General features: G+C 55.6%; 25 protein-coding genes. 14 read left to right on the plus strand and 11 right to left on the minus strand.

The annotated features are described in order from the left end of the window. Nucleotides 1–4 precede the first annotated feature (4 nt). The 6 genes from WA225_RS23680 to WA225_RS23705 all read left to right on the plus strand — a co-directional run bounded on the left by WA225_RS23680 (nucleotide 5) and on the right by WA225_RS23705 (nucleotide 6,882). The gene (locus WA225_RS23680) at nucleotides 5–1,087 is read left to right on the plus strand and encodes a glycosyltransferase (RefSeq protein WP_422609867.1); all 1,083 of its coding nucleotides are present in this window, start codon (nucleotides 5–7) and stop codon (nucleotides 1,085–1,087) included. Nucleotides 1,088–1,102: 15 nt separating this feature from the next. Next, nucleotides 1,103–2,215: a polysaccharide pyruvyl transferase family protein gene (locus WA225_RS23685; protein ID WP_422609868.1), complete on the plus strand. Its 1,113-nt coding sequence runs from the start codon at nucleotides 1,103–1,105 to the stop codon at nucleotides 2,213–2,215. After that, on the plus strand, nucleotides 2,212–3,444 hold the full coding sequence (locus WA225_RS23690; RefSeq protein WP_422609869.1) for a polysaccharide biosynthesis C-terminal domain-containing protein: 1,233 nt from the start codon (nucleotides 2,212–2,214) through the stop codon (nucleotides 3,442–3,444). The genes WA225_RS23685 and WA225_RS23690 overlap by 4 nt, the downstream gene beginning before the upstream one ends. After that, on the plus strand, nucleotides 3,435–4,538 hold the full coding sequence (locus WA225_RS23695; RefSeq protein ID WP_422609870.1) for a hypothetical protein: 1,104 nt from the start codon (nucleotides 3,435–3,437) through the stop codon (nucleotides 4,536–4,538). The genes WA225_RS23690 and WA225_RS23695 overlap by 10 nt, the downstream gene beginning before the upstream one ends. 12 nt (nucleotides 4,539–4,550) lie before the next feature. Then, nucleotides 4,551–5,597, plus strand: a complete 1,047-nt coding sequence (locus WA225_RS23700; RefSeq protein ID WP_422609871.1) for an acyltransferase family protein — start codon at nucleotides 4,551–4,553, stop codon at nucleotides 5,595–5,597. Nucleotides 5,598–5,751: 154 nt separating this feature from the next. After that, nucleotides 5,752–6,882 carry a GDSL-type esterase/lipase family protein gene (locus tag WA225_RS23705; protein WP_422609872.1) on the plus strand — a complete coding sequence of 377 codons (1,131 nt, stop codon included), beginning with the start codon at nucleotides 5,752–5,754 and terminating at the stop codon, nucleotides 6,880–6,882. Between the two features lie 63 nt (nucleotides 6,883–6,945). Here WA225_RS23705 and WA225_RS23710 read toward each other — a convergent pair whose 3' ends face one another. Next, nucleotides 6,946–7,350, minus strand: coding sequence for a mannose-1-phosphate guanylyltransferase (locus WA225_RS23710; protein WP_422609873.1), 405 nt, complete (start codon nucleotides 7,348–7,350; stop codon nucleotides 6,946–6,948). A 28-nt stretch (nucleotides 7,351–7,378) separates the two neighbouring features. Next, nucleotides 7,379–8,212, minus strand: a complete 834-nt coding sequence (gene galU, locus WA225_RS23715; protein WP_007910549.1) for a UTP--glucose-1-phosphate uridylyltransferase GalU — start codon at nucleotides 8,210–8,212, stop codon at nucleotides 7,379–7,381. Between the two features lie 389 nt (nucleotides 8,213–8,601). On the opposite strand from galU, the gene galE reads away from it, so the two are divergent. The 6 genes from galE to WA225_RS23745 all read left to right on the plus strand — a co-directional run bounded on the left by galE (nucleotide 8,602) and on the right by WA225_RS23745 (nucleotide 14,801). After that, nucleotides 8,602–9,618, plus strand: a complete 1,017-nt coding sequence (gene galE, locus WA225_RS23720) for a UDP-glucose 4-epimerase GalE (RefSeq protein WP_422609874.1) — start codon at nucleotides 8,602–8,604, stop codon at nucleotides 9,616–9,618. A gap of 230 nt (nucleotides 9,619–9,848) precedes the next feature. Then, nucleotides 9,849–10,085, plus strand: coding sequence for a hypothetical protein (locus tag WA225_RS23725; protein ID WP_007910552.1), 237 nt, complete (start codon nucleotides 9,849–9,851; stop codon nucleotides 10,083–10,085). 144 nt (nucleotides 10,086–10,229) lie between these two features. Beyond that, a complete protein-coding gene (locus WA225_RS23730; protein WP_422609875.1) occupies nucleotides 10,230–11,291 on the plus strand; it encodes a polysaccharide biosynthesis/export family protein in 1,062 nt (353 codons plus the stop codon). A gap of 11 nt (nucleotides 11,292–11,302) precedes the next feature. Beyond that, nucleotides 11,303–11,968 carry a YjbF family lipoprotein gene (locus WA225_RS23735; protein WP_422609876.1) on the plus strand — a complete coding sequence of 222 codons (666 nt, stop codon included), beginning with the start codon at nucleotides 11,303–11,305 and terminating at the stop codon, nucleotides 11,966–11,968. Then, on the plus strand, nucleotides 11,968–12,726 hold the full coding sequence (locus tag WA225_RS23740; protein ID WP_422609877.1) for a capsule biosynthesis GfcC family protein: 759 nt from the start codon (nucleotides 11,968–11,970) through the stop codon (nucleotides 12,724–12,726). The genes WA225_RS23735 and WA225_RS23740 overlap by 1 nt, the downstream gene beginning before the upstream one ends. Further along, complete coding sequence (locus WA225_RS23745) at nucleotides 12,723–14,801, plus strand: YjbH domain-containing protein (protein ID WP_422609878.1); 2,079 nt, start codon at nucleotides 12,723–12,725, stop codon at nucleotides 14,799–14,801. The genes WA225_RS23740 and WA225_RS23745 overlap by 4 nt, the downstream gene beginning before the upstream one ends. A 610-nt stretch (nucleotides 14,802–15,411) precedes the next feature. Here the strand turns inward: WA225_RS23745 and WA225_RS23750 are convergent. From WA225_RS23750 to WA225_RS23760, 3 genes are all read right to left on the minus strand, one after another. Then, nucleotides 15,412–16,806 (minus strand): undecaprenyl-phosphate glucose phosphotransferase, encoded by a 1,395-nt coding sequence (locus WA225_RS23750; RefSeq protein ID WP_422609879.1) that lies wholly within the window; start codon nucleotides 16,804–16,806, stop codon nucleotides 15,412–15,414. 392 nt (nucleotides 16,807–17,198) lie between these two features. After that, nucleotides 17,199–17,831: a winged helix-turn-helix domain-containing protein gene (locus tag WA225_RS23755; protein ID WP_422609880.1), complete on the minus strand. Its 633-nt coding sequence runs from the start codon at nucleotides 17,829–17,831 to the stop codon at nucleotides 17,199–17,201. Between the two features lie 279 nt (nucleotides 17,832–18,110). Next, the gene (locus tag WA225_RS23760; RefSeq protein ID WP_422609917.1) at nucleotides 18,111–18,851 is read right to left on the minus strand and encodes a winged helix-turn-helix domain-containing protein; all 741 of its coding nucleotides are present in this window, start codon (nucleotides 18,849–18,851) and stop codon (nucleotides 18,111–18,113) included. Between the two features lie 505 nt (nucleotides 18,852–19,356). Here WA225_RS23760 and WA225_RS23765 point away from each other — a divergent pair. Then, entirely contained in the window at nucleotides 19,357–20,190 is an 834-nt protein-coding gene (locus WA225_RS23765; RefSeq protein WP_422609881.1) for an undecaprenyl-diphosphate phosphatase, read from the plus strand. A 51-nt stretch (nucleotides 20,191–20,241) separates the two neighbouring features. On the opposite strand, the gene dusA is transcribed toward WA225_RS23765, so the two are convergent. Further along, on the minus strand, nucleotides 20,242–21,228 hold the full coding sequence (gene dusA / locus WA225_RS23770; protein WP_422609882.1) for a tRNA dihydrouridine(20/20a) synthase DusA: 987 nt from the start codon (nucleotides 21,226–21,228) through the stop codon (nucleotides 20,242–20,244). A gap of 469 nt (nucleotides 21,229–21,697) precedes the next feature. Then, the gene (locus WA225_RS23775) at nucleotides 21,698–21,988 is read right to left on the minus strand and encodes a hypothetical protein (protein WP_422609883.1); all 291 of its coding nucleotides are present in this window, start codon (nucleotides 21,986–21,988) and stop codon (nucleotides 21,698–21,700) included. Between the two features lie 92 nt (nucleotides 21,989–22,080). On the opposite strand from WA225_RS23775, the gene WA225_RS23780 reads away from it, so the two are divergent. Beyond that, nucleotides 22,081–22,950, plus strand: a complete 870-nt coding sequence (locus WA225_RS23780; RefSeq protein WP_422609884.1) for a hypothetical protein — start codon at nucleotides 22,081–22,083, stop codon at nucleotides 22,948–22,950. A 15-nt stretch (nucleotides 22,951–22,965) separates the two neighbouring features. Here the strand turns inward: WA225_RS23780 and WA225_RS23785 are convergent, their stop codons facing one another. The 4 genes from WA225_RS23785 to WA225_RS23800 form a co-directional block, all read right to left on the minus strand. Beyond that, nucleotides 22,966–23,451, minus strand: a complete 486-nt coding sequence (locus WA225_RS23785) for a hypothetical protein (RefSeq protein WP_422609885.1) — start codon at nucleotides 23,449–23,451, stop codon at nucleotides 22,966–22,968. 12 nt (nucleotides 23,452–23,463) lie between these two features. Beyond that, complete coding sequence (locus WA225_RS23790; protein WP_422609886.1) at nucleotides 23,464–24,120, minus strand: relaxase/mobilization nuclease domain-containing protein; 657 nt, start codon at nucleotides 24,118–24,120, stop codon at nucleotides 23,464–23,466. Further along, nucleotides 24,117–24,410, minus strand: a complete 294-nt coding sequence (locus WA225_RS23795; RefSeq protein WP_422609887.1) for a plasmid mobilization protein — start codon at nucleotides 24,408–24,410, stop codon at nucleotides 24,117–24,119. The genes WA225_RS23790 and WA225_RS23795 overlap by 4 nt, the downstream gene beginning before the upstream one ends. Before the next feature lie 347 nt (nucleotides 24,411–24,757). Then, nucleotides 24,758–25,954 (minus strand): hypothetical protein, encoded by a 1,197-nt coding sequence (locus WA225_RS23800; RefSeq protein ID WP_422609888.1) that lies wholly within the window; start codon nucleotides 25,952–25,954, stop codon nucleotides 24,758–24,760. Between the last annotated feature and the right edge of the window lie 70 nt (nucleotides 25,955–26,024).

Consider the following 26,024-nt stretch of genomic DNA (forward strand, 5'->3'; position numbering starts at 1 on the left):
AGTTGTGAAAAAAATACTGCACGTGGCAGAGACGATCAAAGGTGGCGTTGCGACGGTGATCCGGACGATTTCGGCCTCGCCGGAAGGCGATGCGGCGAACTACGAGCTGGTGTATCTGGTCCCGGAGGATCAGGCCAAAGAGTTGCACGACATCGGCGCGCAACAGATCCGCACCTTCCCGCGTACCGGGCGCAATGTGCCGTCGCTACTGCGTTTCGCCTGGCGCCTGACCCAGGTGATGCTCAAGGAAAAGCCCGACGTGGTGCATTTGCACAGCACCTTTTCCGGCGTCATCGGCCGGTGCGTGTGTGTGCTGTTGCGACCGTGGCGCAAGCCGAAAATCGTCTACTGCCCGCACGCGTTTTCGTTCCTGATGGAAAGCTCGCCGAACAAGCAGAAAGTCTATGCGTGGATCGAGCGGGTGCTGCAGAAAGTCACCGACGTGATCATTTGCGTCAGCCAGTACGAACTCGACAAAGCCGCGCGATTCGGCATCGAGCGCAAGCGCATGACGCTGATCTACAACGGCATTCATCGTAAGGACGTCGAACCGAAAGCGGCGAGTCCGGAGCCGATTCAGCTGCTGTTCGTCGGTCGCCTCGATTACCAGAAAGGCTTCGACGTGTTGCTCAAGGCCTTCGCCAAGGTGCAGCGCAGTGACATGAAGCTGACCGTGGTCGGCAGTGCCGTCAACGAGGACGCGGTTGAGTGCCCGCCGATGGACGGCGTCGAATATCTGCCGTGGGTCACCCCGAGCGAAGTACAGGCGCTGTATCAACAATCCGATGCGCTGATCGTGCCGAGTCGCTGGGAAGGTTTCGCCATGGTGCCGCTGGAAGGCATGGCCATGGGCTTGCCGGTGATCGCCAGCAACTGCACCTCGCTGCCTGAGTTGGTCACCAACGAAGTGTCCGGCTACGTCTTTCCCTCCGGCGATCACCAGGCGCTGGCCGATGTGCTGACCATCATCCAGAAACCACGCCTGCTCGACCTCGGCAACCAAGGACGGAGCATCGTCCGCGAGCGCTTCAGCGCCGCGTTGATGATTCGCCAGACCTACGACCTGTATCGCGCTCCCACTTTTTAAGTAGAACTCAAGCATATGAACGTAACGATTTTGCATGGCTACAGTGCGTCCAACTCCGGTGATGGCCTGCTCGTCGATCTGGCCATCGCGCTGGTGCAGCGCAACTTTGGTGAAGACACTGCGATCAGTGTGGTGGCGTCTGACCCGGATTCTTTCAGCTACTTGCCGCACCCGCGTTTCGACGCCCCGGTGATGGCGGCCAAGGGTTTGGGTCGGGTCAAGCAAGCGGTGTTTCTCAATCAGTCCTATGTCGGACTGGCGGATCTGTTGAAGAAAACCGATCTGATCGTCGGTGTTGGCGGCGGCTACATGCGTTCGAAAAGTGCCTTCGAACACATCAAGCTGAAACTCGGCCACGCCAAGCAACTGGAAACAGCGATCCTCAGCAAAGTGCCGTCGGTGTACCTGCCGCAGAGCATCGGCCCGTTCCACGGCGAGAGCAGCAAGATCGTCGAGCACTACGCCAGCGCCGATGCGGTGTTCGTGCGTGACAATCGTTCTTCGGCGATTTTCGATGCCTGCGCCAACGTCTACCGCGCGCCGGATCTGGCGGTGCAGTCGCTGGCGAGCAAAATCCTTCAGCAAGCGAAATTCACCCGTTGCGCGTCGTCGCCAGCCACGGTCTGCGTGGTGCTGCGCAAGCCGCCGGAGTGGAGCAAGGAAAAGAAGGTCGCCTACGTGGCCAATCTAAAAGTGCTGCTGCAGCGTTTGAAGAACAAGAGCAAAGTCGTGTGTGCGGTACAGAGCGCGGTGCGTGGCAACGATGACGGTGCGTTCTATCGCGAGCTGGGCATTACCGAAGACCTGTTGTCGCTGAAGGCGACGATTGCCAAATACCAACCGGACCTGGTGATTTCCGTGCGTCTGCACGGCGCCATCGAGTCGCTGCTCTCGGGCGTGCCGGCGTACCACATCAGCTATGAACGCAAAGGCTTCGGCGCCTATCAGGACATGGGCGTGGATGACTGGGTGATCAACGGCGGCGACATCAATGTCGACACCATCATCGACACGGTTTACGCGCCGAATGCGCTGGCGGATTTCGGCAAACGCCTGACCGACACCTGCCGTGAAATCGAAGCAAAAACCGTGGCCATGGACGAGATCATCAAAGGTGTCGTTCGATGATATTTCGGCTGCTGCTTCGCGGCGGAGCATTAGGCGCGAAGTTTTTGCTGGTGTTGGCGATCACCCATTACCTCGGTTATGAGGCGCTGGGTTTCTACGGCGTGGTGGTCGCGGCTTCGTTGATCGCCTCGAAGTTCTACAGCGTCGGTTTCAGTTCCGAGATCAATCGCTTGATCAGCGTCGGCGGCAGTTCGCGCCGGGTGGTCGACAAGGTGCTGCTGCTGTACCTCGCCGTTGGCGTGGTGTTGTCCGTGCTGACGGTGCTGATTTACTCGCTGTTCCAGCAAGTTGAAGCAGCGGCCGCGCTGATCCTCTGCGTGACGCTGGTATTGCTCACTGAGCACCTGTCGTTCGAGATCAACTCGTTCGTGTTTTCCGCGCAGAAGGCGACGGCGGGCGCATTGCTGTTCTTCATCAAGACCGGCCTGTGGGCGTTGTTGGCGGTGGGTGGGATGATGCTCGGCTGGGTGTCTGGAATCGCCAGCGTGTTGTGGCTGTGGGTCGCCGCCAACGTGCTGGTGATCATCGCCGGTTACCTGATCGTGGTGAATGTGCACAAGGGCCGCGAGGCCGGCACGCTGGCCACGGCCACGGTGTGGAAAGCCGGTTTGCCGTTCTACCTCGGCACCGGACTGATCGCGTTGAGTCAGTACGCCGAGCGTTTTCTGATCGCCGATCTGGAACCCTATGCTGCCCTCGGTAAATACGTGTACGCGTGGTCGGCGGCCAATACCTTGCAAGCGTTGTCGTACGCGGTGGTGGCGGTGGTCGGGATTCCGCTGCTGGCCAAGCGTTTTCAGGCCGAGCAACAGGCGTTCACGGTCAAGCAATTGTTCGTTAACAAGTGGGTGATGCGCTCGCTGCTGGTGTCGGCTGCGGTGGCGGTGGCGATCTATGTGTTTTTCAACGTGGTGCTCGATTACGTCGCCACCAGCGTGCCGCGTCCGGACAATGCGATCCTCGGCGTGCTGATTTTTTCCTTCGCTTTGCGCGCGATTGGCGACATCGTCTGGGGCGGCTTGATTGCCTCGAAAAACAGTCGCGTATCGCTCGCCAGCGCGGCGATCTGTCTGCTGGTTTCGGTGCCGGTCAGCTATGTGTTGATCAAGCACTATTCGATTTACGGCGCCGCTTGGGGCAACGTCTTCGCGATCATCGTGCAACTGCTGGTGATTGCCGTTCTGACCCGCGCAACGGCCGGGAAAAAGGCTGCGTTGTCATGGGCCTGAAACTGCCGTGCATCGAGTTTCGTGGCAAGCGACTCGATTCGTATGTGTCGTTCCTGATCCTCTTCACCGGGCTGTTTCTCTCGGTGGCGATGCCGCTGCTGATCCCGCGTGATCCGGGGCCGGATGCGATGACTTTGTGGTCGTCCTACGCCCGTGCCGACAACTGCAACTTCTGGAACCCGTTCTCGCCGGATCGCTCGTCCTACGAGTGTTCGGCATTCCTGCTACGGCCCACCGGGATCAACCTGACCAATGCCTGGGCCTACGGCATGTTCTGCAATTTTTTCCTCACGGCGATTCCGGTGGTGGTGTTTCGGCGCATGCCGTTGGCGATCTTCGGCACCCTGTGTCTGTGGGGGATTGTTCGCTCGTTTTTCCTTGAGAACCTGACCAAGGAAATCATTGTGTCGGTGGCGGTGTTGAGCATTCTGCTCAGCTCGCTGACGCGTAAATATCGCGGCGGTTTTTTTCTCTCGGCAGTGATCTACGGCGTGCTGATCCGGCCTTACTGGATTCTGTTTTCGCTGTCGTGGGTTGGCGTCTGCGTGATGAAAAAGTACGTGTCGCGCCCGACCTTCTTCCTGATGTTGTTCCTGTTCTACCTCGCGGTGGCGATGTCGATTCAGCTCGCGCTCGGGTTTCCGGTGTCGTCGATCCGCGCCAGCAACAACGAACTGCGCACGGCGGGCGAGGAGGGCTCGAAATCGTTGATCGTCTCGTGGCTCACGGGCAGCGATTTCGTTTCGCAGGCGCTGGACTCGATGATCATTTTCTTCCGCTTGTCGTTTCCGGTGGAGCTGATTCTGCTCTCGGGGCCAGGCCAGGTGATCTTCGTCGCGTTGATGATCATGACCGCGTTGTTGCTGTTCAAAGTCATCACCTCGACTGATTACAAAGGCGCGCCGATCCAGACCAAACCCAAGGAACTGATCGCGATTCCGCTGGCGTTTCTGCTGGTGCAAGGTCTGTTCGAGCCGGACTTCGGCTCCTTCGCCCGGCACTTCTCGATGGTGGTGCCGGTGTTGTTTGTCGGCCTGGGCTTGATGCTGCGGGCAAACAAACCGGTGCAGGTTGAATCAAGAATTCTGAATTGAGGCAGGTGCTTTATGTCGAGCAAGAAAAAGTCCCTGGAGATTGAAACCCTGCGAGGCCTGGCGTGCCTGCTGCTGGTGCTGTATCACGTCATCGGCCCGCTGGGTGGCGGGTTGAAGATCGACATCGGCTCGCCGTTCCGGGTGATCGCCGATTCGATGGTGTACGTGCGCATGCCGCTGTTCACCTTCATCTCCGGGTACATCTATTCCATCTACAAGATTCGTGGCAATGACTTTTCCGCGTTCTTCAGCGGCAAGGTGCGGCGCTTGATCGTGCCGCTGTTTTGCGTGGGTGTGCCGTTCTCGGTGTTGCAAGCGGTGGGGCCGGGGGTGAACAAGGACGTCGGCGTGATCGACGCGTTGCTGTCGTTCTGGGTGCCGATCAACCACTTCTGGTTCCTGCAGGCGGTGTTCATTATTTTCATGTTCGTCGGGCTGCTGGAGTGGCGCGGGATGCTACGTTCGGCGACGCGGTTGTATGGGCTGTTTGCGTTTGCCGCTGTGTTGTTTTTATTGCCACCGTTCAAGTTCGATGCGTTCGGGATCAACGGGGCGATTTATCTGTTGCCGTTTTTTGTCGCGGGGATGATTGGTCAGGAGAATGTCGACCGGTTGAAGCAGACGTTCAAAGTGATCGGGCCGCTGGTGTTTGTACTGATCTCGCTGACGCTGCTGTATGTGGCGGCGATTGATCGCGAGTTGATTGTCGATCGGCGCAGTTTGATTGGTTTGACCGTGGGTTGCGTGTCGTGCATCGCCTTGCTGTCGAGTGATATGCGCTCGAAGGCGCTGACCTGGTTGGGCGGTTATTCCTATGCGATTTTCCTGTTTCATGTGCTGTTCGCGGCGACGTCGCGGTTTGTGCTGGGGCGGCTGGGGGTGAAGGATGAGAGCTTGCTGGTGCTCGGTGGGCTGAGCTTTGGCTTGCTCGGGCCGGTGGTGTTGTCGATGGTTTTCAGTCGGTTCAATTTCACTTCGGTGCTGTTCCTCGGCGAGCGGGCGGCGAAGAAGAAACCGGTGGCGCCCATCGTCCCTGTGGTACAGACGCAAAACAGCTAAAAGCTTCGCGAGCAAGCTCGCTCCCACAGTGGATCTCTGCAATTCACACCATCCCTGTGGGAGCTGGTGTACACAGATTTAGCGAATGTTCACAACTCCTGTGGGAGCGAGCTTGCTCGCGAAGGGGCCATTCCAGACTGAAGGAAAATTTTGCATGTTGGCAGTAGATGACGCGCAACCCGTGGCAGCGTCGGTGGTTCAGGTGGGTGATGCCCGTGAGCGTTTTGCGCAATGGCGTGAAGGCAAGGCTGGCAAGGTCTTGTCGGTCTCGGTGATCGGTGACAGCTACAGCGCCGGGCAGGATTTCTACCTGAACAAACTGGTGCAACGCGTGGCCGGGGAGGTCGGTTTTGCCGGGCCGGGTTATGTCGGTTTCAACCACGGCGCGGCGTTGGGCGGCACGCATTTCAAATACACCCGCAGCAGTGACAAGTACTTTGGCGGCGACTGGAAGGTCTCAGACCTGGGCCAGGCGAGTCCGGACAGTCGCACGGTAACAGGCCGGCCCGGCGCGTGGTTGCAAGTGGACGCGAGTCCTTCGCCGCGCATCGATACCGCTGTCACTCAGGCGAAACTGCTTTATCTGGGCAACGGGGAATCCAGCGAGATCCGTTACCGCTGGTCACCTTCAGAAGATTGGCAGCCGATGACGCTGACAGGCGCCGGGGTTCAGGAAGTGCAATTGGCAGGTCTCTCGGCAGCGAAAAACTGGTCATTCAAACTGGAAGTGGTGAAGGGCGCGCCGACATTGTTCGGGCTGTGGATGAGCAACGATCAGAACGGCGTTCGTGTCTCGAAACTGGCGGCCTCCGGTGCGGCGTCTGCGGATTTCTATCACAAGGACCCGCAATGGCAAGTGCAGTGGAAAGCTGCGGTGTCGAAGATTCCCGCTGATGTTTACCTGATCATGCTCGGTGGCAATGACCAAGGCTTCGGCGTGAAGCCTGCGCAGTACTTGCAGAACGTTCAGGGTCTGGTGGGCATGCTGCGTGAGATTCAGCCGCAGGCGAGCATCAACCTGATCATGCGTCAGGACACTACGCGCTCCAGTGCCTATCCGATGTCGGCGTACGCGCAGGTGCTTGAGCCTTGGGCGCGCGAGCAGCATCTGGGGTACGCCAATCTTCAGTGTGCGTTTGGTCCCGACGTCAAACGCTACGCGGCGGCGATGATCGGCCCGGACAAGATTCATCCGGTACCGGCCACGGGCGGGAAGGTGATTGCCGATTACTTTTATGGCTGGATCATGGGCGCCAAGGATCGTTGCGACGCCGCCCCTAAATAACACGCAAACCCCAGAGCGGTGATCGTTCCCACGCGGAGCGTGGGAACGATCAGGTGAGGGGAGTTATTCGAAGGCGTCGACCTGCTCGAGCAACTCCGCCATCTTCTGCGGCATCAATCGCGTGTCGCACCGCGTCTCGACGTTGATGATGATCGCCGGGTCGTTGCAGCAAATCCGCACCCGGAAGCGCCAGTCGCTGAAGATCACTTTCAGCCCGTCGCGGTCGTCCATCTCCAGCGCCTGCTCGCCGTAGAGCTTTTTCAAATGCGCGAGCAGCGGATACGGATCGCGCAGCGGCCGGCGGATATCACCGGACGCCGGAAACACGCCAATCCGCTCCACCAGCAGAATTGTGCCCAGCCATGACTCGTTGGCACTGGGCAATGGCTGATGGCGTGACAACCAGCTCATCACCCCGAGGTTACCCACCTCGCGTTCAATCTCTACGGAATGTTGTGCAATGTTCATGGTCGCCTCGTTGGGTGGGGGAGCCGTCTCAGCGGCCCTTGAGATAGACGTTTTCGTAGCAGAAATTGGTCGCCTGCAAGTAACCTTCAGCATCACCGCAGTCAAAGCGCAGGCCTTTGAATTTGTAGGCCAGCACGCAACCGTTCTGCGCCTGTTTCATCAGCGCGTCGGTGATCTGGATCTCGCCGCCCTTGCCCGGTTGGGTGTCGGCGATCAGGTCGAAAATATCCGGGGTGAGGATGTAGCGGCCGATGATCGCCAGGTTCGACGGCGCGTCCTGTGGGGCCGGTTTTTCCACCATGTTGTTGACCCGGTAAATGCCGTCGGACATCAGCTCGCCGGCGATCACCCCATACTTGTGGGTCTGGTCGGCCGGGACTTCCTGGATGGCGACGATCGAGCAGCGGAATTTCTTGTACAGCTCAATCATCTGCGTGAGCACGCCGTCACCTTCCAGGTTCAGGCACAGGTCATCGGCCAGCACCACGGCGAAAGGTTCATCGCCGATCAGCGGACGACCGCTGAGAATCGCGTGGCCCAGGCCCTTCATTTCCACCTGACGGGTGTAAGAGAAAGTACAGGTGTCGATCAGCTCACGGGTGCCGGCGAGGAATTTCTCTTTCTCGGTGCCACGGATCTGGTGTTCGAGTTCGTAGCTGATGTCGAAATGGTCTTCCAGCGCACGCTTGCCACGCCCGGTGACGATGGCCATGTGTTGCAGACCGGCGTCCCGCGCTTCTTCAACGGCGTATTCGATCAACGGCTTGTTGACGATCGGCAGCATTTCTTTCGGCATGGCTTTAGTGGCCGGCAAGAAGCGCGTGCCGTAGCCGGCAGCGGGGAACAAACATTTACGAATCATAAAAGTATCCTGGACAGTCATGGAACACAGGCGACAAATGCACGCACTAAATGAGGGCGTGCAAGTTTGAATAATATTGAACGACTGCTTTAATACCTGAGTAAGGTTGTTAATGGCAATTAATCGAGGGGGTAAAAGCTGACAATGTTATGAGATGTCGGTTAACCCGTTGTTAGTTATTTTTAGTCGGTATCCGTTGATAGTGATTGGTGCACTTGCAGTGCTAATAAGTAGCGGGCAATACAGTTTGAACTGGCGAAATAATTATTGCCAGTCATTGAACTAATTTTGTTTGAGGTTGTTGTCGGCTTGTTTGTGTGGATTGTGACACATCTCCAGCACAAGACGCTTGACAGCTACTTGGCACTTATCCAATGACGGACCGCGCTATGAAGATTCTGGTAACGGGGGGCGCCGGCTATATCGGCTCGCACACCACACTTGCACTGCTTGAAGCAGGTTATGAAGTTGTCGTACTGGATAATCTTTGCAACAGCAGCGAAGCCGCGTTGCACGCCGTTGAAAGCATCTGCGGCAAGAGTGCGTGGATGATCCGCGGCGATGTCTGTGATCGGACATTGCTCGAGCGGATTTTCCGCGAACACAACATCGAAGCGGTGCTGCACTTTGCCGGCCTGAAAGCGGTCGGCGAAAGCGTGCGCAAGCCGCTTGAGTACTACGAAACCAACGTCAGTGGCAGCATCACGTTGTGCCAGGCGATGGCGGCGGCGGGGGTATTTCGGCTGGTGTTCAGTTCGTCGGCCACCGTATATGGCGAGCCTGAGCAGATGCCGATCCGCGAGGATTTCCCCACCGGCAACCCGACCAATCCCTACGGCCAGTCCAAGCTGATCGTCGAGAACGTCTTGCGTGATCTAAGCCTGGCCGAACCGCGCTGGAGCATCGCCTTGCTGCGCTACTTCAACCCGATCGGCGCGCACGCCAGCGGGCACATGGGCGAAGACCCCAACGGCATCCCGAATAATCTGGTGCCTTACATCAGTCAGGTGGCGGTCGGCAGCCTTCAGGAGTTGTCGATCTTCGGCAACGATTACCCGACCATCGACGGTACCGGAGTGCGCGACTACATCCACGTCGTCGATCTGGCGGACGGCCATTTGAAGGCCTTGCAGTCGATCTCCGGGCGCACCGGCATTCATACCTGGAACCTTGGCACGGGCGATGGCTACAGCGTGCTGCAAGTGCTCCACGCCTTCGAGCAAGCCTGCGGGCAACCGGTGCCGTACCGGATGATGCCGCGTCGTTCCGGGGATATCGCCGAGAGTTGGGCCGATGCCTCCAAGGCTGCAAAAGAGTTGGGCTGGAAAGCCACGCGCAACTTGCAGGATATGGTCACCGACACATGGCGCTGGCAATCCAGTCACCCCAAAGGCTACTTGCAATGATGGCCATTTAGTCCAATGTTATTTTCAGTCAGGTTGTTAGATAACGTCGGGAAATTACACTGGCAATGCCTTTTGCAAGTCCGTAGATATAAACCTGCCGTTCGACTTTTATCAGTTGGGTATGACTGTGAAAGAACAACGGATCTTGTTCGCGCTTTTTGCGGACTTGAACGCTACCACCTCTAACTCAGACCGTTTTTTAACAGGTCGAATGTTAGAAAGGAGTTGTTATGAAAAAAGTGATGGCAGTTGCCCTGTTGACGATGTTGAGCAACTGGGCTGCCGCCGCTGAAGCACCGCTGACAGCGGTGACCAATGTAGGTGGCAATGTGGCGGCTTCTCAAGCGCCGGCAGCCAGTACTGCAATGGTCGCCAGTGCAGTAGCGGCGTCTAACAGCGGTGGCAGTGCCAATGGCGGTACTACCGGTACCACGGGTACCACCGGTACAACCGGCACGCATAACTAACAGGAACATTTGTTAGTGCAGTACAAGGTCGCCCGACGCAAGTCGGGTGACTTTGTTTTAGGATTCGCCCTTGAATAGCGTAGTGCCATTATGACTCGTAGTGTTTATCTTTTAATGTTGGCAAGTCTCGCTTTGCAAGGTTGCATGTTTTCCCCCGGTCAATACCTCAGCACCGGGAGCATTACCCGCCAGGGCGCCAGCGAAAGCAGCCGGGTCGAGCTGATTCCGATCACGCCCAAGCTGATCGCCATGAACCGCGCCACGCAAAAGCGTGAGTCGCTGCCGGCGGAACTGCTGGCGACCCCGGCCGAATACCGCATCGGCAACAACGATGTTCTCTACATCACCGTGTGGGATCACCCCGAGCTGACGGCGCCATCGGGCGCGCAACAACAGATCGATGCCAACGGCCGACTGGTGCGTTCCGACGGCACGCTGTATTACCCGTTCATCAAGGAAGTTCAGGCCGCCGGCCGGACTATCCAGCAACTGCGCTCGGACATCGAACAGCGGCTGTCGGCGTTCATCGCCGAACCGCAAGTGGATGTCGCGGTGTTGCGTTTCGCCAGCCAGAAAGTCGTGGTCACCGGTGCGGTGGCCAAGGCTGGCCCGCAGGCGATTTCCACCAACCCGCTGAGCGTGGTCGAGGCCCTTGGTTCGGCCGGTATCGATACCAACAACGCCGATCTGTCCGGGCTGCTGCTGACACGTAACGGCCGCACCTATCCACTGAATCTCGACTCGCTCAATCAGCAGGATTCCGAGTTGCAGAACGTCTACCTCAAGGGTGGCGATCAGCTGTATCTGCCGTACAACGACAACAAGCGCATCTACGTGATGGGCGAGGTCAACCAACCGCGTGCACTGAGTTTCAAGACCGCGACGATGAACCTCACCGACGTGCTCGGTTCGGTCGGCGGCTTGAGCCAGACCACCTCCAACGGCAACGCGGTGTACGTCATTCGCGGCGTGGAAAACCTCGATGTCGAACCGGCGAAGATTTACCAGTTGGAAGCCGAGTCGCCGACCGCCATGGCGCTCGCCTCGCACTTCGAAGTCCGCCCGCAGGACGTGGTGTATGTCGGGCCTGCCAACGTGACTCGCTGGAACCGTCTGATCAGTCAATTGGTGCCGTCGGCATCGATTGTCGGCACTGGCGCTTCCGCTGCGAAGAACTGGAGCGAATACAGTAACAACAGCAAATAGGGCCGCCGACTTTGAACATTTTGAAAGTTGGCCTGTGCCTGCTGGCGGCCGCGTTGTTGTGTGGCTGTAACCCGCTGATGAGCGCTTCGTTGAATAACCTCAAGGCCGCGGTCGTCGGCCCGGATGAAGTCGACGTGTCGGCGGCCGAAGTGGCCGGGGTCAATTACCCGCAACTGAAACTGACCACGCCGTCCGGCTCCGGGGTGCTGGCGCTGGTGCGCGAGCGCGAAGACCTGCAGTTCTGGGTCGCTTCCGGCAAACAGGTTCTGTTGCTGCGCAATGGCCTCGCCGTGCGCAGCATTGGCCTGGGCCTGGAAGGTGATCTGGATGGCACGCGGCTGGCCGATGACTCGCCGTTCAAGCAAGGCCTGCACCACGTCGCGGACGGTTTCACCACGCGGCGTTGGATCGACCTCTACAAGGGGCAGGAAGTCGGCGTGATTGTCAACAGCCGCTTCTCCCGCCGCTCGGAACAGACCCTGCAGATTCTCGACAAGGAATACACCGTGCTGCGTGTCGATGAGCAGATTGACGCCCCGGCCATCGGCTTGAGCGCGACCAATCGTTACTGGGTCGATCCGCGTGACGGTTTCATCTTGCAGAGCGAGCAGCAACTGACCTCGCAGTTGCGCGTCAAGCTTGTGCAACTGACCCCAGATCGCAGGCACCTGCCGTGATGCGCCTGAAACTGTTATCGGCGAGCCTGATGCTGGTCGCTAGCGTGAGTCAGGCGGCCGTCACCGTGTCGGGTGATGTCGCCAATCCCGGGCCGGTCGCTTTGCCACCGGGCGGGCGCTTGCTTGATGTGATCAGCGAAGCGGTGCCGAATGCCGAAGGCTATTGGCTGGCGGGCGGGTTGCTGCGGCAGTCGCTGATAGAAGAGCAGACACGGCTCAAGGTCGGTGTGCTGTTTGATCTGGATGTGCTGCAACGCATGTCGATGCTTTTTGACCGGCCAAGTCGGGCGGCGCTGGCGCGGCGCATTGCCGAAGAAGTGCGGCAGATGCCTGTGACCGGACGGCAGATTGCCGATCTCGATCCGGTTGCGTTGGAGGTTGGCTTCGCGCGCAACATTCGCCTCGATGACGGCGATCGTCTGATCTACCCGAAACGTGTCGACGAAGTGCAAGTGCTCGGTGCTGTCGCCGAACCTTGCCACTTGCCGTATCAGCCGTTGCAGGAGGCCCGTGAGTACCTGCAAGGCTGCTCGATCCTGAGCGATGCCGAAGCCGATTACCTGTGGCTGATCCAGCCCAACGGCGTGTCGCGGCGCGTCGGCATTGCCCACTGGAATCGCGAGAGCGGGCAATTCCCCGTGGCCGGCAGCAAGATTCTGGTGCCGGTGAAAAATGATGATCTTGATCCGCCTATCCCTGAGCTGAATCAGCAGTTGGCTGAATTTATTGCCACGCAGCTGGCCGAGGTGGTTCGTTGAAGTTACGTTTTGCAGCTGTGTTGTTATTGCCGTGTGGTTTGGCTCATGCAGAGCCGCGCATTACCCAGAATGACTTCGGTGGCACCGGTCTGTTGCAGACGCCGACCGCGCGCATGGCCCCGGCCGGCGAGTTGAGCGTCAACGCCAACCGCACCGATCCGTACAGTCGCTACAGCGTGTCGTTGCAACCGCTGGACTGGCTCGAAGGTTCGTTTCGTTACACCGCGATCACCAACCGGCCGTACGGCTCGGAGGCCCTCAGCGGTAGTCAAAGCTATAAGGACAAGGCGGTCGACGTCAAAGTCCGGCTGTGGCAGGAAAGTCACTGGCTGCCCGACGTGGCCCTGGGCTTCCGAGATGTCGGTGGTACCGGTTTGTTCTCCAGTGAATTTTTCGTCGCCAACAAACGCTACGACAACTTCGATTTCAGCGCCGGGATTGCCTGGGGTTACCTCGGTAATCGCGGCGATATCGACAACCCGTTGGGCTACGTCAGCGATCGCTTCGATACCCGGCCGGCGCTTGAAGGGACCGGTGACGTCAACTCGGGTTCGTACTTTCGTGGCCGGCCGTCGTTCTTCGGTGGCGTGAGCTATCAGACGCCGTGGGACCGCCTCAGCCTGAAACTCGAATTTGAAGGTAACGACTACAAGCACGAGCCGAAGGACAACGAGATCAAGCAGGACTCGCCGATCAACCTCGGCGCGGTGTTCAAGGTCACCGATTCGGTCGATGTCAGCGCGGCGTGGGAGCGCGGTAATACGGCGATGTTCGGCGTGACTTTCCACACCAATTTCGTCAGCCGCAAAGCACCAGCGAAGACTTATGATCCGACCCCGGAACCGCTGCCGGCGAAGGCACCGACCACGGCGATGGATCAGGTCAACTGGGCCAACGTCTCGCAGCGATTGCAGCAGAATGCCGGCTACAAGGTCGAGCGCATCACCCAGCGTGATTCCGAGCTGATCGTGTATGGCGAGCAGCAGCGCTACTTCCATTCGTCCAAGGCTGTCGGGCGGGCGAGCCGGATTCTCGACAACAGCGTCAACGACGACATCGACTGGTTCACCGTGGTCAACAAGCGCTACGACTTGCCGCTGGAAGAAACCAGCGTGCCGCGCCAGACCTTCCGCGAAGTGATCAACAACGAAGAGCCACTTGAATCGTTGCACCGCACCACCGAGATCAACCCGGCGATGCCGCACAACGAGAAGACCCTTTACACCGAAGCGCCGCAGCATTTCAGCTATGGCGTGGGGCTGGGCTTCAAGCAGAACGTCGGCGGCCCGGATGGCTTGCTCTATCAATTGAGTGCTGATGCCGACGCCGAATACCGTTTCAATCGCAACACTTGGTGGAGCGGTTTGCTCAGTGCCAACCTGGCCAACAACTTCGACAAATTCAGCTACGACGCGCCGAGCGGTTTGCCGCGTGTGCGCACGGATTTGCGTCAGTACCTGACCACGTCCAACACGACCATGCCGTTGTTCCAGGTCAGTCATGCCGAGCAGTTGGATAAAGACTGGTATGGCATGGTGTATGGCGGTTATCTGGAGTCGATGTTTGCCGGTGTCGGCGGTGAGGTGTTGTTCCGCCCGACCGGTGAGCGCTGGTCGGTGGGCGCGGACCTGAACTGGGTGCGGCAGCGCGATTTCGATCAGGGTTTTGCCCTGCGTGATTACTCGGTGGTGACCGGGCATGTCACGGCGTATACCGATCTGCCGTTCGATACGTTGGCGGCGGTGAGCGTCGGGCGTTATCTGGCCGGGGATTGGGGCGGTACGCTGGACATCTCGCGCGAGTTTTTCAATGGCGTGCGTTTTGGCGCGTGGGCGACGATCACCACGGCGGGCAGTGCCGAGTATGGCGAAGGTAGTTTCGACAAAGGCATCTACCTGTCGATCCCGTTCGACGAAATGATGAGCATGTCGACCATGCGCCGCGCCAACCTGGTCTGGGCCCCGCTGACCCGTGACGGTGGTGCGCGACTCAATCGCAGCTACCAGTTGCACTCGATGACCGATAGCCGGGAAGGGGATATGTTTTATCGGAATTTCGAGAAGATTACCGAGTAAGCGCGGATCTCCCGAACACCTCGCAAACCTGTGAGAGTGAGCTTGCTCGCGAAGGCGCCAGATCAGCCAGCATCATCGCTGCCTGACCCTCCGCTTTCGCGAGCAAGCTCGCTCCCACAGGTTATGTGTCGAGTCACTAAGCCCGAGCCAATCCTAAACCCCTGTGGGAGCTGGCTTGCCAGCGAAGAGGCCGGCACATTCAACATTGATGTTGCCAGACCCACCGCCATCGCTGGCAAGCCAGCTCCCACAGGTTATGTGTCGAGCCACTAAGCCTGAGCCAATCCCAAATCCTTGTGGGAGCTGGCTTGCCAGCGAAGAGGCCGGCACATTCGACATTGGTGTTGCCTGACCCACCGCTTTCGCTGGCAAGCCAGCTCCCACAGGTTATGTGTCTAGCCACTAAGCCTGAGCCAATCCCAGATCCCTGTGGGAGCGAGCTTGCTCGCGAAGGCGTCACCACAGCCAGCATCATTGTTGCCTGACCCAACGCTTTCGCGAGCAAGCTCGCTCCCACAGTTTTTGCACTCACCCGCAATCCAGCGCCACTCCCAAATCCCACGCACAAAAAAGGGGACTTTCGTCCCCTTGCGGTATCCAGCTTTGAACCTCAGTAAATATCCTTCGACAGCAATGTAAACGGCGTCTTCACCAGGATCTTCAAGTCCAGCCACAGCGACCAGCTGTTGATGTACTGCAGGTCAATTTCCACACGCCTCTGCATCTTGTCGAGGGTGTCTGTCTCACCGCGGCAGCCGCTGATCTGGGCCAGCCCGGTGATCCCCGGTTTAATCCGGTGACGCGCCATGTACGCGAGGATTTTCCCCGAGTAGAAATGGTTGTGCGCAACAGCATGCGGGCGTGGCCCGACCAGTGCCATGTGCCCTTGCAGCACGTTGAACAGTTGCGGCAATTCATCCAGCGAAGTGCGGCGGATAAAGCGCCCGACCGGGGTAATGCGCGAGTCATTGCGGCTGGCCTGCTTCACTTCACGGTCATCGTGAACACGCATCGAGCGAAACTTCCAGACCTTGATCACCTTGCCGTTCCAGCCATGGCGATCCTGCTTGAAAAACACCGGGCCGGGCGAGTTGATCTTCACCGCCAGCGCAATGATCAGCAGGATCGGACTCAACGCGATAATCGCCAGCAAAGCCACGGTTTTCTCCACCAGACTTTTGCTCAAGGCAGCGGTAGGGCGGCTGGTCAGCGGACTCTCGTTGAGGTAGATCGCCGGCAGACCGTCCACGACTTTCACCGAGTGATTGAGCAGGGTCAGACTGTTCAAGTCCGGCACCCACACCACATCGACGTTGGCACCGAGCAAGTCGCTATAAATCGCCTCGATTTTCGCGGCTTCACACAGCGGCAGGGTGATGTACAAGCGGCGGATGTCATGCGCCTCGATCAGCTCCAGCAACTGTTCCTGATCGCCGACCACGCGCGGTGCATCGGAACCCAGTGCAGACACATCACCATTGCTGACCAAACCTACCAACGGCAGATTTTCCAGTTGGCTGAGCTTCTTCGCCAGGCCCAGCGCCAGTTCGCCGGTGCCGACGATCAGGGTCTTGTGTTCGCTTTTACGCGAGCGCTGGTAGTACTTGGAAAACGCATGCAGCGGAGCATAGAGAAACGCCTGACCGAGGAAGCCATACACCGCCCAGCTCAGAATCACCTGCCGCGAAAACAGCTCATCGGCCTGGCAGACAAAGGCGATGCACGCCAGCGCCGCCATGGTCATCGACCAACCCATGAACAGTCGACCGAGACCGGTCAGGTAATTGTCACGCTTGCGATAAACACCGCTAAACGTATAAGCCGGCACCGACGCCAGTACCGCCAGCGTTGCACACATTCGGTAGTAAAACGCGACTGTCCCGGTGTGCTGCTCGGCGAGTATGAACAGCAGCGTTACCACAAAGCCCTGTGCCAGCGCCCATTGGCCCCAAAAGGTCAGTCCCTTGAGGCCTGTGCTTCGATTGATACTTAGAGAAAGATCCATACGGTATCCCCAAAAGACGTCCATTCAGGTTTCAACAGTTGAAATCCGAGTTGTTATGCAGACTTATTGTTTTTGTTGTAGCGAGTGTCCTGAGGTAACAACATCGATATGCCGAACTGTCGTCAGTCAATAGACTAAGTTATTGGCTGGAATGGTGTCTGACGAGTTCTAACAAGATGGCACAGTGCCAACTTTTTTAATAATTAAATAGAAGGGTGTTAGAAAAGGTCGTAGAGCGAGGGGTGAATAAAGTGTGTTGTATTTGTTACTGTTGCAGGGTGGAGGCAGGGAATGTTTATTTCAGGGAGGAGGATGAAGCCAAACAGAGTGCTCTTGTTGTTTTTGTAATCGCACATTTATCTGTTTGTTCTGTTCGTGGAGGTCCTGCGTAATTACGCGACGATTTCCTGAATCAGGCAATAACCGCGGTTTCTGACGGCACGAAACAGTCGCTCTCCATTACTGGCGCTTTTGAATTTGTCTTGCAGGCGACTCAGGCACATTTCCAGGCCGCGATATTGTTCCGGTTCTCGACCGATGCTGAGGATCAGCTCGTCACGACTGACAACACGCTCTTCATGGCTGAGCATTTTTCTGACCAATGCTGTTTCCAGGCCAGTCAGGCTGATTTCAACCCCTTCTTTGACCAGTGCGCCCTGATCAGGGTGGAGATGCCACGTTTCATTGCCGGGCATATCACCTTCAACGGCAGGCGGCATGTTGCGGGTTTCCCCGTTAATGGTCGGAACATTCTGGAAAGGATTAGCCGATTGCGCCGCCCGCCATTCGGACTCGAGCGTGGCCAATATTCGCTGAGTATCGTGTTCGATACTGCGCGGGGCGTTTTTACGACTGATGCCTGGATATGTGAACTCCATCACCATTGGAGCGGAAGAGGGCGAATCAATCCCTTCAAACGAATTGAAACGTTCACTGGACAGCATGCGCTCCAGTTCGCGTTGCGACGTTGTACTGTGAGTCACGACAACAAAATATTTCCTTGGGAGGGTTGTACTAGTTTCCATGTCTCTCTCCTAAATACACACCAAAATTGGCTAAAAGAAAAATCGGCAGGCGAGCAATGACTTCCTCGGAAGTAATCGATAGGCAGGGTCTGGGCCCAAGATTGGCCCTCGATAAATTCCACTCGATCTGCTGCTATGTTATGGAGTTTTATTGTTATGGGGCGTGTTGTCGCGCTCATTCAATTGCTTGATTTCAAACAGGCGTGAAGCAGAACGGGAGCTATATGGTTGCATCAGACGATCCTTCGTACGTATGCAAAAGGGAAGGCTGCCCGAGAGTCAGGCAGTCGATATCAGACCCCGCAGCAGGCGATAGCCATAGCCGCGAATGCTCTGAATCGCGTTTGTACCATACATGTCCTTGATTTTTCCACGCAAGCGACTGATTGATTTTTCCAGTGCGCGAGGGTCGTAGAAATTGGTGTTGAGGCCCATGATGCTGGCGATTTCATCATGGCTCAGAATGTGATTACCGGTTTGCGCGAAGGCTTCGAGGATCTTCATTTCGGCAAACGAGATGTCGAGTTTCTTGCTGGTGCCCATCAGGCAGATACGGGTTGGATCAAGCGTCAGATCGATATCGCGCTGCCATTCTTCACTGTTGAAGAACTCGCCCAGCAACTCGGCGCTATCGTCGGAAAGGGTATTGAGCTTGATACAAACATCCGCGCCAGCCAGATAATATTTGATCTTGTTGAAGGCGCCGCGACCGGTGATCACCGCACAAATGATCGGCTTCAAGTTGTCGCTGCGCAGGTTCTCGACCAGCGCAAGATTGTCTTCGAGGGCCTGTGGGCTGTCGATAACCAGGAAGATGGCTCGATACGAACCAGACTGTTCATTCAACTGATACGAACTAGTGTACGCATTGGCTTCGAGCGCCATATCACTGCGTAAATGCTGGGCGACTAGCGCTTTGAAATGTTCAGCCACGCCACGGGTACGACCCAGAGTAAGAACACCGGGTTCGTCGTTTGTCGGGCGCGGACTTCTAGTCGCTAAGTTCCCTGAGAGCATCATGCATTGACTCGAATTAAGTGCTGACATCGGGATGTTAAAGCACCGGTTCTCATCTGTGACTGACAATTGGTAACATTCACGCGATTTTTAGACGTGGCTCCCGAGTTTTCTAACAATAATTAAGCTTTTCAAGCTTTTAGTTGATTTTCTCGGAGGGGTGAACTACTGCTTAGATGGTGGCGATATGCAATGGTGCCACTATTTTGAGCTTATTGCGATAGCCATGTCCATGTCTAATTGCCACTGTCTGGCCATCGCTGAATAATGTGATATTGATCACACTTTATTGCCAGAGCAACTTTTTTCTGCAAAAAGGCCTAAATATTTTCTGCGTAGTTCGTCAGCCGACGATTACTAACATGGCTTGAGTGTGTCTTTTAATAAGACGTAATCTTTGTGGCTGATGAACTTTTGCGTTTATGTATGTCAATGGTCTCACTGCAGATACTCAACCCCTGAGTGTTATTACCCGGTCGCTCGCCAAGAGCGCTCTGACGGAGGATTAATGGATTTCTGGACCCTTTTCCAGGTGTTGATATTAGGTGCGGTAGAAGGCCTGACCGAGTTCTTGCCGATCTCGAGTACCGGCCACCAGATCATCGTCGCCGACTTGCTGGAATTCGGCGGTGAACGCGCCATGACCTTCAACATCATTATTCAACTGGGTGCCATCCTTGCCGTCGTCTGGGAGTTCCGACCGAAGATCTTCGAAATCGTCAAAGGCCTGCCGACTCAACGCAATGCACAACGTTTCACCCTCAATTTGCTGATCGCCTTTCTGCCCGCCGTGGTCTTGGGCGTATTGTTCGCCGACGCCATCCATGAATACCTGTTCAACCCGATCACCGTTGCCGTGGCACTGGTCGTCGGCGGCATCATCATGTTGTGGGCCGAGCAGCGCAGCCATGTGATCAGCGTCGAACACGTCGACGACATGCGCTGGTCCCACGCACTGAAAGTCGGATTCGTACAATGCCTGGCGATGATTCCCGGCACCTCACGCTCCGGCTCGACCATCATCGGCGGTCTGCTCTTCGGCCTGTCGCGCAAGGCCGCCACCGAGTTCTCGTTCTTCCTCGCCATGCCGACCATGGTCGGCGCCGCCGTCTATTCCGGCTACAAATACCGCGACCTGTTCCAGCCCAACGACCTGCCAGTCTTCGCCCTCGGCTTCGTCACCGCATTCATCTTCGCGATGATCGCCGTGCGTGGCTTGCTCAAATTTATTGCCAACCACAGCTACGCCGCGTTCGCCTGGTATCGGATCGCGTTTGGTTTGTTGATTCTGGCGACGTGGCTGTTTGGCTGGGTCAACTGGACCGCAGCAGCGGCCGCCTGATGGCAGAAGCCAGGCGGAACAATCCGCCTGGCTCAGTACGGGAGGAGGGGATTAACGACCTTCAAGCAGCTCCGCCGCCTGATCCAGCAACGCCAGCGGATCCTTGGCCTTGTGAATATCCACCGACAACAACTGACGAAATTTCCGCGCCCCCGGGAACCCCGTGCCCAGGCCCAACACATGCCGCGTGATGTGATGCATCGAACCACCGGCCAGCAAATGTTCGGCTATATAAGGACGCAACTGCGCCAACGCCTCAGCCCGACTGATCACCGGCGCCGAACTGCCGAACAACTGCTGATCCACCTCCGCCAGCAAATACGGATTGTGATAAGCCTCACGCCCCAACATCACACCGTCAAACGTCTGCAAATGCTCATGGCAAGCCTCCATCGTCTTGATCCCGCCATTCAGCACAATCTCCAACTCAGGAAAATCCGCCTTCAGCTGCGCCGCCACGTCATAGCGCAACGGCGGAATGTCGCGATTCTCCTTCGGCGACAACCCCTCCAGAATCGCAATCCGCGCATGCACGGTAAAACTGGTGCACCCGGCATCGCGGACGGTGCCGACGAAATCACACAACTCCGCGTAACTGTCCCGACCGTTGATGCCGATGCGGTGCTTTACCGTTACCGGAATCGACACCGCGTCTTGCATCGCCTTCACACAATCCGCCACCAGTTGCGGGTGACCCATCAGGCACGCGCCGATCATGTTGTTCTGCACACGATCGCTTGGGCAGCCGACGTTCAGGTTTACCTCGTCGTAGCCGTGTTCCTGTGCCATGCGGGCGCAGGCTGCCAGATCCAATGGAACGCTACCGCCCAACTGCAGCGCGAGAGGGTGCTCGGCTTCGTTGTGACGGAGGAAACGCTCGTGATCGCCGTTGAGGAGAGCGCCGGTGGTGACCATTTCGGTGTAGAGCAGGGCGTTCTTCGACAGGAGGCGTAGGAAGAAACGGCAATGGCGGTCAGTCCAATCCATCATTGGGGCGACGGAGAAGCGGCGGGAGAGTGGGGCGGGTTGTAGAGGCATTTGGGGAATCTGAATCAGAAGGGCGAAGGTGGGGGAGTTTATCAGGATTGGGATAGGACGGAGGCTTACGCGTATTTACTACGTGCCCTTGCTCGCCAATGAAGCGAGACGGATCGACTGAATATTGTGGTCTGGCCCCTATTGTTGCTTGGCCATAGATCCAGCCAGCTTCGTCCGCTACGACTTCGCTGAGCACGTGGTCAGAAGGGCTGAAAGCCCGCTTTATCATTCTGCCCAAACGGCGAGCTCCCTTCATCATCATTACGAAAAACCAGATCAGGGGGATAAGCGGAATCGAGATCAGGATTCCACCCCACACGTTGATCTGATGTACAACCCAGCGCAAAAGGCCACCTTGGTGTGGTGCCCGGTGCCACTCTCAATGCCGTCTGCAGTTTTGTAAGCAAAGCCGAACACCGTGATGCCGCCGCGCCAGTGAGCAAAGACAGCATCATGAAAAGCCCATTGCTCAGGCATCGGTGGGCTTCTCGTGTAAAAAGCTTAGAGCAAAGAGGTGATGTAAGTTACCGGCAAGTGATCCTGGATTGTCGTCAAGGCTGAGGATCATGTACTCATGCCCTTGCATACCTTTGACGCCGATTCCCATGTCATCAATCCACGCATTTCGTATGTGATAAGTCTGATGCCGCTCACCGTCAAACTCTTCACCGTCTATTACGCCATACATAAGCCCTGCAACATCCATGACGTTGTCGGTACAAAGGATGTAGGCTTCATATATAAGTGCATTTATTGCCATCTAGCCTCCTTAAAGCCTTATTGTACAGCTTGCTAGAGTAGTCGATAAATCGTATGATGCTTTTTCTGCGCTGAAACCAAGGACAAGGAAGAATGTTTAGAAGTTACAGAATATCTAATTACACGGGACTAGCCTGCACCTTTTCTTTTTTGATTCGCGAGCACGGCGTACAAACCGTTTATGATGCCGTCTTGAGTTTGTCGAAGTCTCTTTCATCGGGATCTGACGAAGATCGCGAACTCTCAGACGCGCTAGGGAAGTTGGCAATTGCTATCAACTCTAAAGGTATTAAGTCTGTAGTTGAGGGGATTCCTAGCGTCAAAAAAGCGTGGCGCAAGAAAACTGAAGCAAGGGTGGAAGCGTGGCACAAATTACTGGAAACAGCTGATCAAATTAATTATAGAAATCTCGCGTTCTTCAAGTTCATGGAGGTTCCGCAGCTGCCATTCAATCTACCCGCTAGAACGCGATTCATAATCCCTGAGCCAGTTTCAAGAATCGATGTTCGCCTTGAAAAGTTCGCTCAAGATCGAGATGAGCATTCCTGGTATCCGTTCGAGAAATTCATCCTGTCGGAGTACCCAGCGTTAATTCAAAGCCAAATTGAACTTTATGATCAGTTAGTTGAGATACTGCAAACAGGACGAAACGACACCAATAACCATGCGCTTTCGATCCTAGAGGTTCCAAAGGGGTCTATACATAAGGTTGCTGATCTAGGGCAGCACTATGATCTCGCCCGAGATACTCTACCAAGGCTCAGGGCTGAAATTGAGAAGTTCGAAGGCGCATTAAAAGAAGAACTGAATGGGAGTAGGTTCTGGGATGAAGCTCGTTCGGAAATTGAAAAAGAACTACCTGATCAACTTGGACACATTATTGTCTACGAGACTGTCAAAGGCATAGAGTCCAAGATAGAGGGGGCAGTAAAGGAAGGCTTACTCAGCCCTCCTGCGTACTAAGTGAGTAACGAGATCTTATAACGCTGGAGCCAGTTCCTCTTCTAGCTCCAGCGGCTTACCAGGTATGTACTCTATGTAACTGCGCCTCAACCTGCATTCCCTTGGCTTAAATAGCGCATCAAAAATAGCGTCGAGGAGCTCGAGAATCTCCTGAATCATTTTCTGGACTTCATAGTCCCTAGCTGTGAACTTGACGTAGATCGGGCTTCTTCTCTTCCTTGAGGTTGCAACGAATTCATAGTAATAGATTCGAGCTCTTTCTTGTTCTTCACTATCTCTTCTTGCAATTTCAATCTGAAGTTCACGAATGGTTTCGGGGTCATAATGTGTTCCTTTCTGCGTAGTTAGTTTGTGCCATGTGAGCCTGGAGCGCTTGAGCTGTCTGCCACTTATATGTTTGCCGTCAAATTCGAAGCTAATGCCTTTCGGTTGCCCTTCATCATTGAGCGTGAGGTTGATGTAGACCTTTTGCTTCCTTAGTGCCCGGACGAAGTCGAACATGTCGCCTTGGGCCTAGTTGGTGGCTTCGATAGCGCCTGCGATTTTTGCGATCATCTTGTGCTTCAAGGGTAAGTCGTTGTCGCGGATCGATGCCTGTAGCTCTGCGTGAGTGATCGAAACGCCCCACGTGTCCTTGGGCTTTGGTGCCTTGGACAGCCTGAAGCGGTCTTCGATGCCGGACACTGACTCAAGGCTGATCAAGCGTTCGTTGCTGTCCTTGACCATCGAGAAGTCGTCATTGAGCCGGATGCGATTTGCGACGATGTGGACGTGTTGGTGGTCTTTGTCTTGGTGCATAACGGCGACGTACTGATTCGTTTCGTCGAAGCCTAGATCTGTCATGTACGTCTGGACTGCTGTGCGCCACTGCTGGGTTGTCAGGGACTCTCCGGGCCTCAGGGATAGCATTGCGTGAAAGACGGGTTTGATTGGCTTGTCAGAGTCGATTGAGAAGCGCCTGAGGGTTTCGACTTGGTCGAACTCTTTAATCATCTCCGACAAGTCCGTCTCGTTGCCCTGGAGCACTCCTGGCAGCGGGTCTTTGCTCATGGTGTTGTGGCTGATCGTCCTGATGCCACTGATCTCATGGTCGTGCTTAGTACAGCCGAAAATGTAGCGGATGCGGTTCTTGAAAGAGCCTGCCAACTTCGGGAAGATTTTGCCGATCATTTGATTTCTCCCAGGTTGATCTGGGCGATGTACTTCACTTTCTCAAGGAGTTCGCTTCCTGGGCGATCCGCATTGATCATTGATGCTAGGTTCATAAGCTCACGAGCGATCTGAACAACGTCTTGGCCAACTTTAGGTTTGACCTGGCCGTTAGCAACGAAGTCGCGAATGAACGCTCCAGCGGACTTGTAGCCTGCCTCAGCGACTTTGGCATTCAAGGTGTCGAGTTCAGTTTTGTTTAGCCGCAGAGTGATGCGGGATTCTTTATTCTGCCTCTCAATAGTTTTCATCTTGGCTCACCTTTATTGTTTTTATATGAGCTTTGCTCTAACGCAACACCCGAAGGGATGTGAGTATCTAGTCGTACTTGTCTGACATAGACACAACTGGCTAAAAAGAAGCTCTAGACTCATTATGCTAATGGAGCTTTAGGTGGTTCTAGTGCTTTTGCTATTTGTTTTGATTTATTTGTTTGTATAGCTAAACCTTCGCAAGGTGTGAATGCGAAATCGCAGTATGGGAGTGCGAAACCACTCTGGTTGACTGCGGTTTTGCTTTAGTTGAGTGCGGAATTCGCAAGGGGAAGAGCGAAATCGCAGTATGGTCTTGCGACTTCGCTTTCACAATGTGCAATATGTCAGTTGTAAAAGGTTATGCTCGGGAAAATGCCTGTCTCCTTTCCTTCTGCAACGATACTGTCAAATGCATCAAAGAACTTCTCTGGCGTACTTAGCTTCGCAGTCCATGTCACTAGCTCTGGATATCCCATTACGTAACATGAAGCACCCATTTCATTATCTAGCCCAAGAACTCGATCCGAGTAGCTTTCCCATTCATTGACGAAAGTTTCTTGGACAACTATTAGGTTTCGGATCACCTTGTCGTGCGTTTCAATCTCAAAGATATCTTCGCCAAAGTGAAACTGCAGGTTGTCACCACGTCTCAGGTACTTAATCGCTCCTCTCGTCTGATCAATAGCTTTATCCAGAGCCTTTGAAACTGTCGAGATCTTTCTTTTTAGAGTTCGATCTAAGGACTTCTCAGTGTTTGGGCTGTCCTTGGCCTGAATCAACAGCAAATATTCATCGGAGGCAACTAAAACGTCGACGAACTCTTCATTGTTATCTGTGCGAAGTGGGTTGAGGAATATTGAGTCTTCATGAAATACTTTTTGAAGTAGCCTTACAATATCCATCTCCTGAAAGCTACCTGGCTCTAGCCTCTCAAGGGTCGAGTGGCTCACAGGTGGGCCTTTTTGAAAAAGGTTGTTCATGGGTACTGCGTCTAGAATGAATAAGTCCTCGACCATAAGTGGTTCAAGGAAATTAACCTTGATCGAGTTCTTATCATCCTGAAGCGATCTGCGCATGAACCAGTGATTAGTTAAGTCACGAATTTCATAAGCAGCCTCAAGGCTTGATGGGGCAAGTTTATATTGGCTTTTATCGAATTCTGCGAATTTTGTGTTCTGCGACCTGTAGCCAAGAAGTTCGCGATTGTTGTCGTCAAAGAAATGAATGTCGAAGCTTTCCGATGAAAGCAGGTCAAATATGGAGTGTCCCATTTCATCGTCTAGCAGGGGAGTAACAACCATCAGTGGGTTGAGCTCATCATCTTCATATGTAGTGACCAGGCCGTGGTAAGTCTCTCCGTTCATCCGACATGGGGCTAGATAGAACCCGATGCGCTGCTTGGCTTTTGCGGCTAGTACAGCCTCCTTGGGCACTTTGATTATGAGGAGGAACCTACCTTCCTTGTCGTTTGCAATCGTACTTATCCCGTGATGAAGGTTTCTCACGTGCTGCATAAGATGCGGGTGCTGGATTGTCAGCATTTTGTCTCCCTGGCGCTGGCCTCGATCAATGTGCCACTACTCATAGCACGAAATTGGCAGCTATTCACGG

It is taken from the genome of Pseudomonas sp. (genome assembly GCF_049300855.1).
Taxonomy (GTDB): Bacteria; Pseudomonadota; Gammaproteobacteria; order Pseudomonadales; family Pseudomonadaceae; genus Aquipseudomonas.

Excerpts from the sequence above, each read along its gene's own strand:
- WA225_RS23685 (WP_422609868.1), top strand. The coding sequence starts at position 1,103 with ATGAACGTAACGATTTTGCATGGCTACAGTGCGTCCAACTCCGGTGAT.
- WA225_RS23690 (WP_422609869.1), top strand. The coding sequence starts at position 2,212 with ATGATATTTCGGCTGCTGCTTCGCGGCGGAGCATTAGGCGCGAAGTTT.
- WA225_RS23695 (WP_422609870.1), top strand. The coding sequence starts at position 3,435 with ATGGGCCTGAAACTGCCGTGCATCGAGTTTCGTGGCAAGCGACTCGAT.
- WA225_RS23700 (WP_422609871.1), top strand. The coding sequence starts at position 4,551 with ATGTCGAGCAAGAAAAAGTCCCTGGAGATTGAAACCCTGCGAGGCCTG.
- WA225_RS23705 (WP_422609872.1), top strand. The coding sequence starts at position 5,752 with ATGTTGGCAGTAGATGACGCGCAACCCGTGGCAGCGTCGGTGGTTCAG.
- WA225_RS23710 (WP_422609873.1), bottom strand. The coding sequence starts at position 7,350 with ATGAACATTGCACAACATTCCGTAGAGATTGAACGCGAGGTGGGTAAC.
- galU (WP_007910549.1), bottom strand. The coding sequence starts at position 8,212 with ATGATTCGTAAATGTTTGTTCCCCGCTGCCGGCTACGGCACGCGCTTC.
- galE (WP_422609874.1), top strand. The coding sequence starts at position 8,602 with ATGAAGATTCTGGTAACGGGGGGCGCCGGCTATATCGGCTCGCACACC.
- WA225_RS23725 (WP_007910552.1), top strand. The coding sequence starts at position 9,849 with ATGAAAAAAGTGATGGCAGTTGCCCTGTTGACGATGTTGAGCAACTGG.
- WA225_RS23730 (WP_422609875.1), top strand. The coding sequence starts at position 10,230 with ATGTTTTCCCCCGGTCAATACCTCAGCACCGGGAGCATTACCCGCCAG.
- WA225_RS23740 (WP_422609877.1), top strand. The coding sequence starts at position 11,968 with ATGCGCCTGAAACTGTTATCGGCGAGCCTGATGCTGGTCGCTAGCGTG.
- WA225_RS23750 (WP_422609879.1), bottom strand. The coding sequence starts at position 16,806 with ATGGATCTTTCTCTAAGTATCAATCGAAGCACAGGCCTCAAGGGACTG.
- WA225_RS23755 (WP_422609880.1), bottom strand. The coding sequence starts at position 17,831 with ATGGAAACTAGTACAACCCTCCCAAGGAAATATTTTGTTGTCGTGACT.
- WA225_RS23760 (WP_422609917.1), bottom strand. The coding sequence starts at position 18,851 with ATGATGCTCTCAGGGAACTTAGCGACTAGAAGTCCGCGCCCGACAAAC.
- WA225_RS23765 (WP_422609881.1), top strand. The coding sequence starts at position 19,357 with ATGGATTTCTGGACCCTTTTCCAGGTGTTGATATTAGGTGCGGTAGAA.
- dusA (WP_422609882.1), bottom strand. The coding sequence starts at position 21,228 with ATGCCTCTACAACCCGCCCCACTCTCCCGCCGCTTCTCCGTCGCCCCA.
- WA225_RS23775 (WP_422609883.1), bottom strand. The coding sequence starts at position 21,988 with ATGGCAATAAATGCACTTATATATGAAGCCTACATCCTTTGTACCGAC.
- WA225_RS23780 (WP_422609884.1), top strand. The coding sequence starts at position 22,081 with ATGTTTAGAAGTTACAGAATATCTAATTACACGGGACTAGCCTGCACC.
- WA225_RS23785 (WP_422609885.1), bottom strand. The coding sequence starts at position 23,451 with ATGTTCGACTTCGTCCGGGCACTAAGGAAGCAAAAGGTCTACATCAAC.
- WA225_RS23790 (WP_422609886.1), bottom strand. The coding sequence starts at position 24,120 with ATGATCGGCAAAATCTTCCCGAAGTTGGCAGGCTCTTTCAAGAACCGC.
- WA225_RS23795 (WP_422609887.1), bottom strand. The coding sequence starts at position 24,410 with ATGAAAACTATTGAGAGGCAGAATAAAGAATCCCGCATCACTCTGCGG.
- WA225_RS23800 (WP_422609888.1), bottom strand. The coding sequence starts at position 25,954 with ATGCTGACAATCCAGCACCCGCATCTTATGCAGCACGTGAGAAACCTT.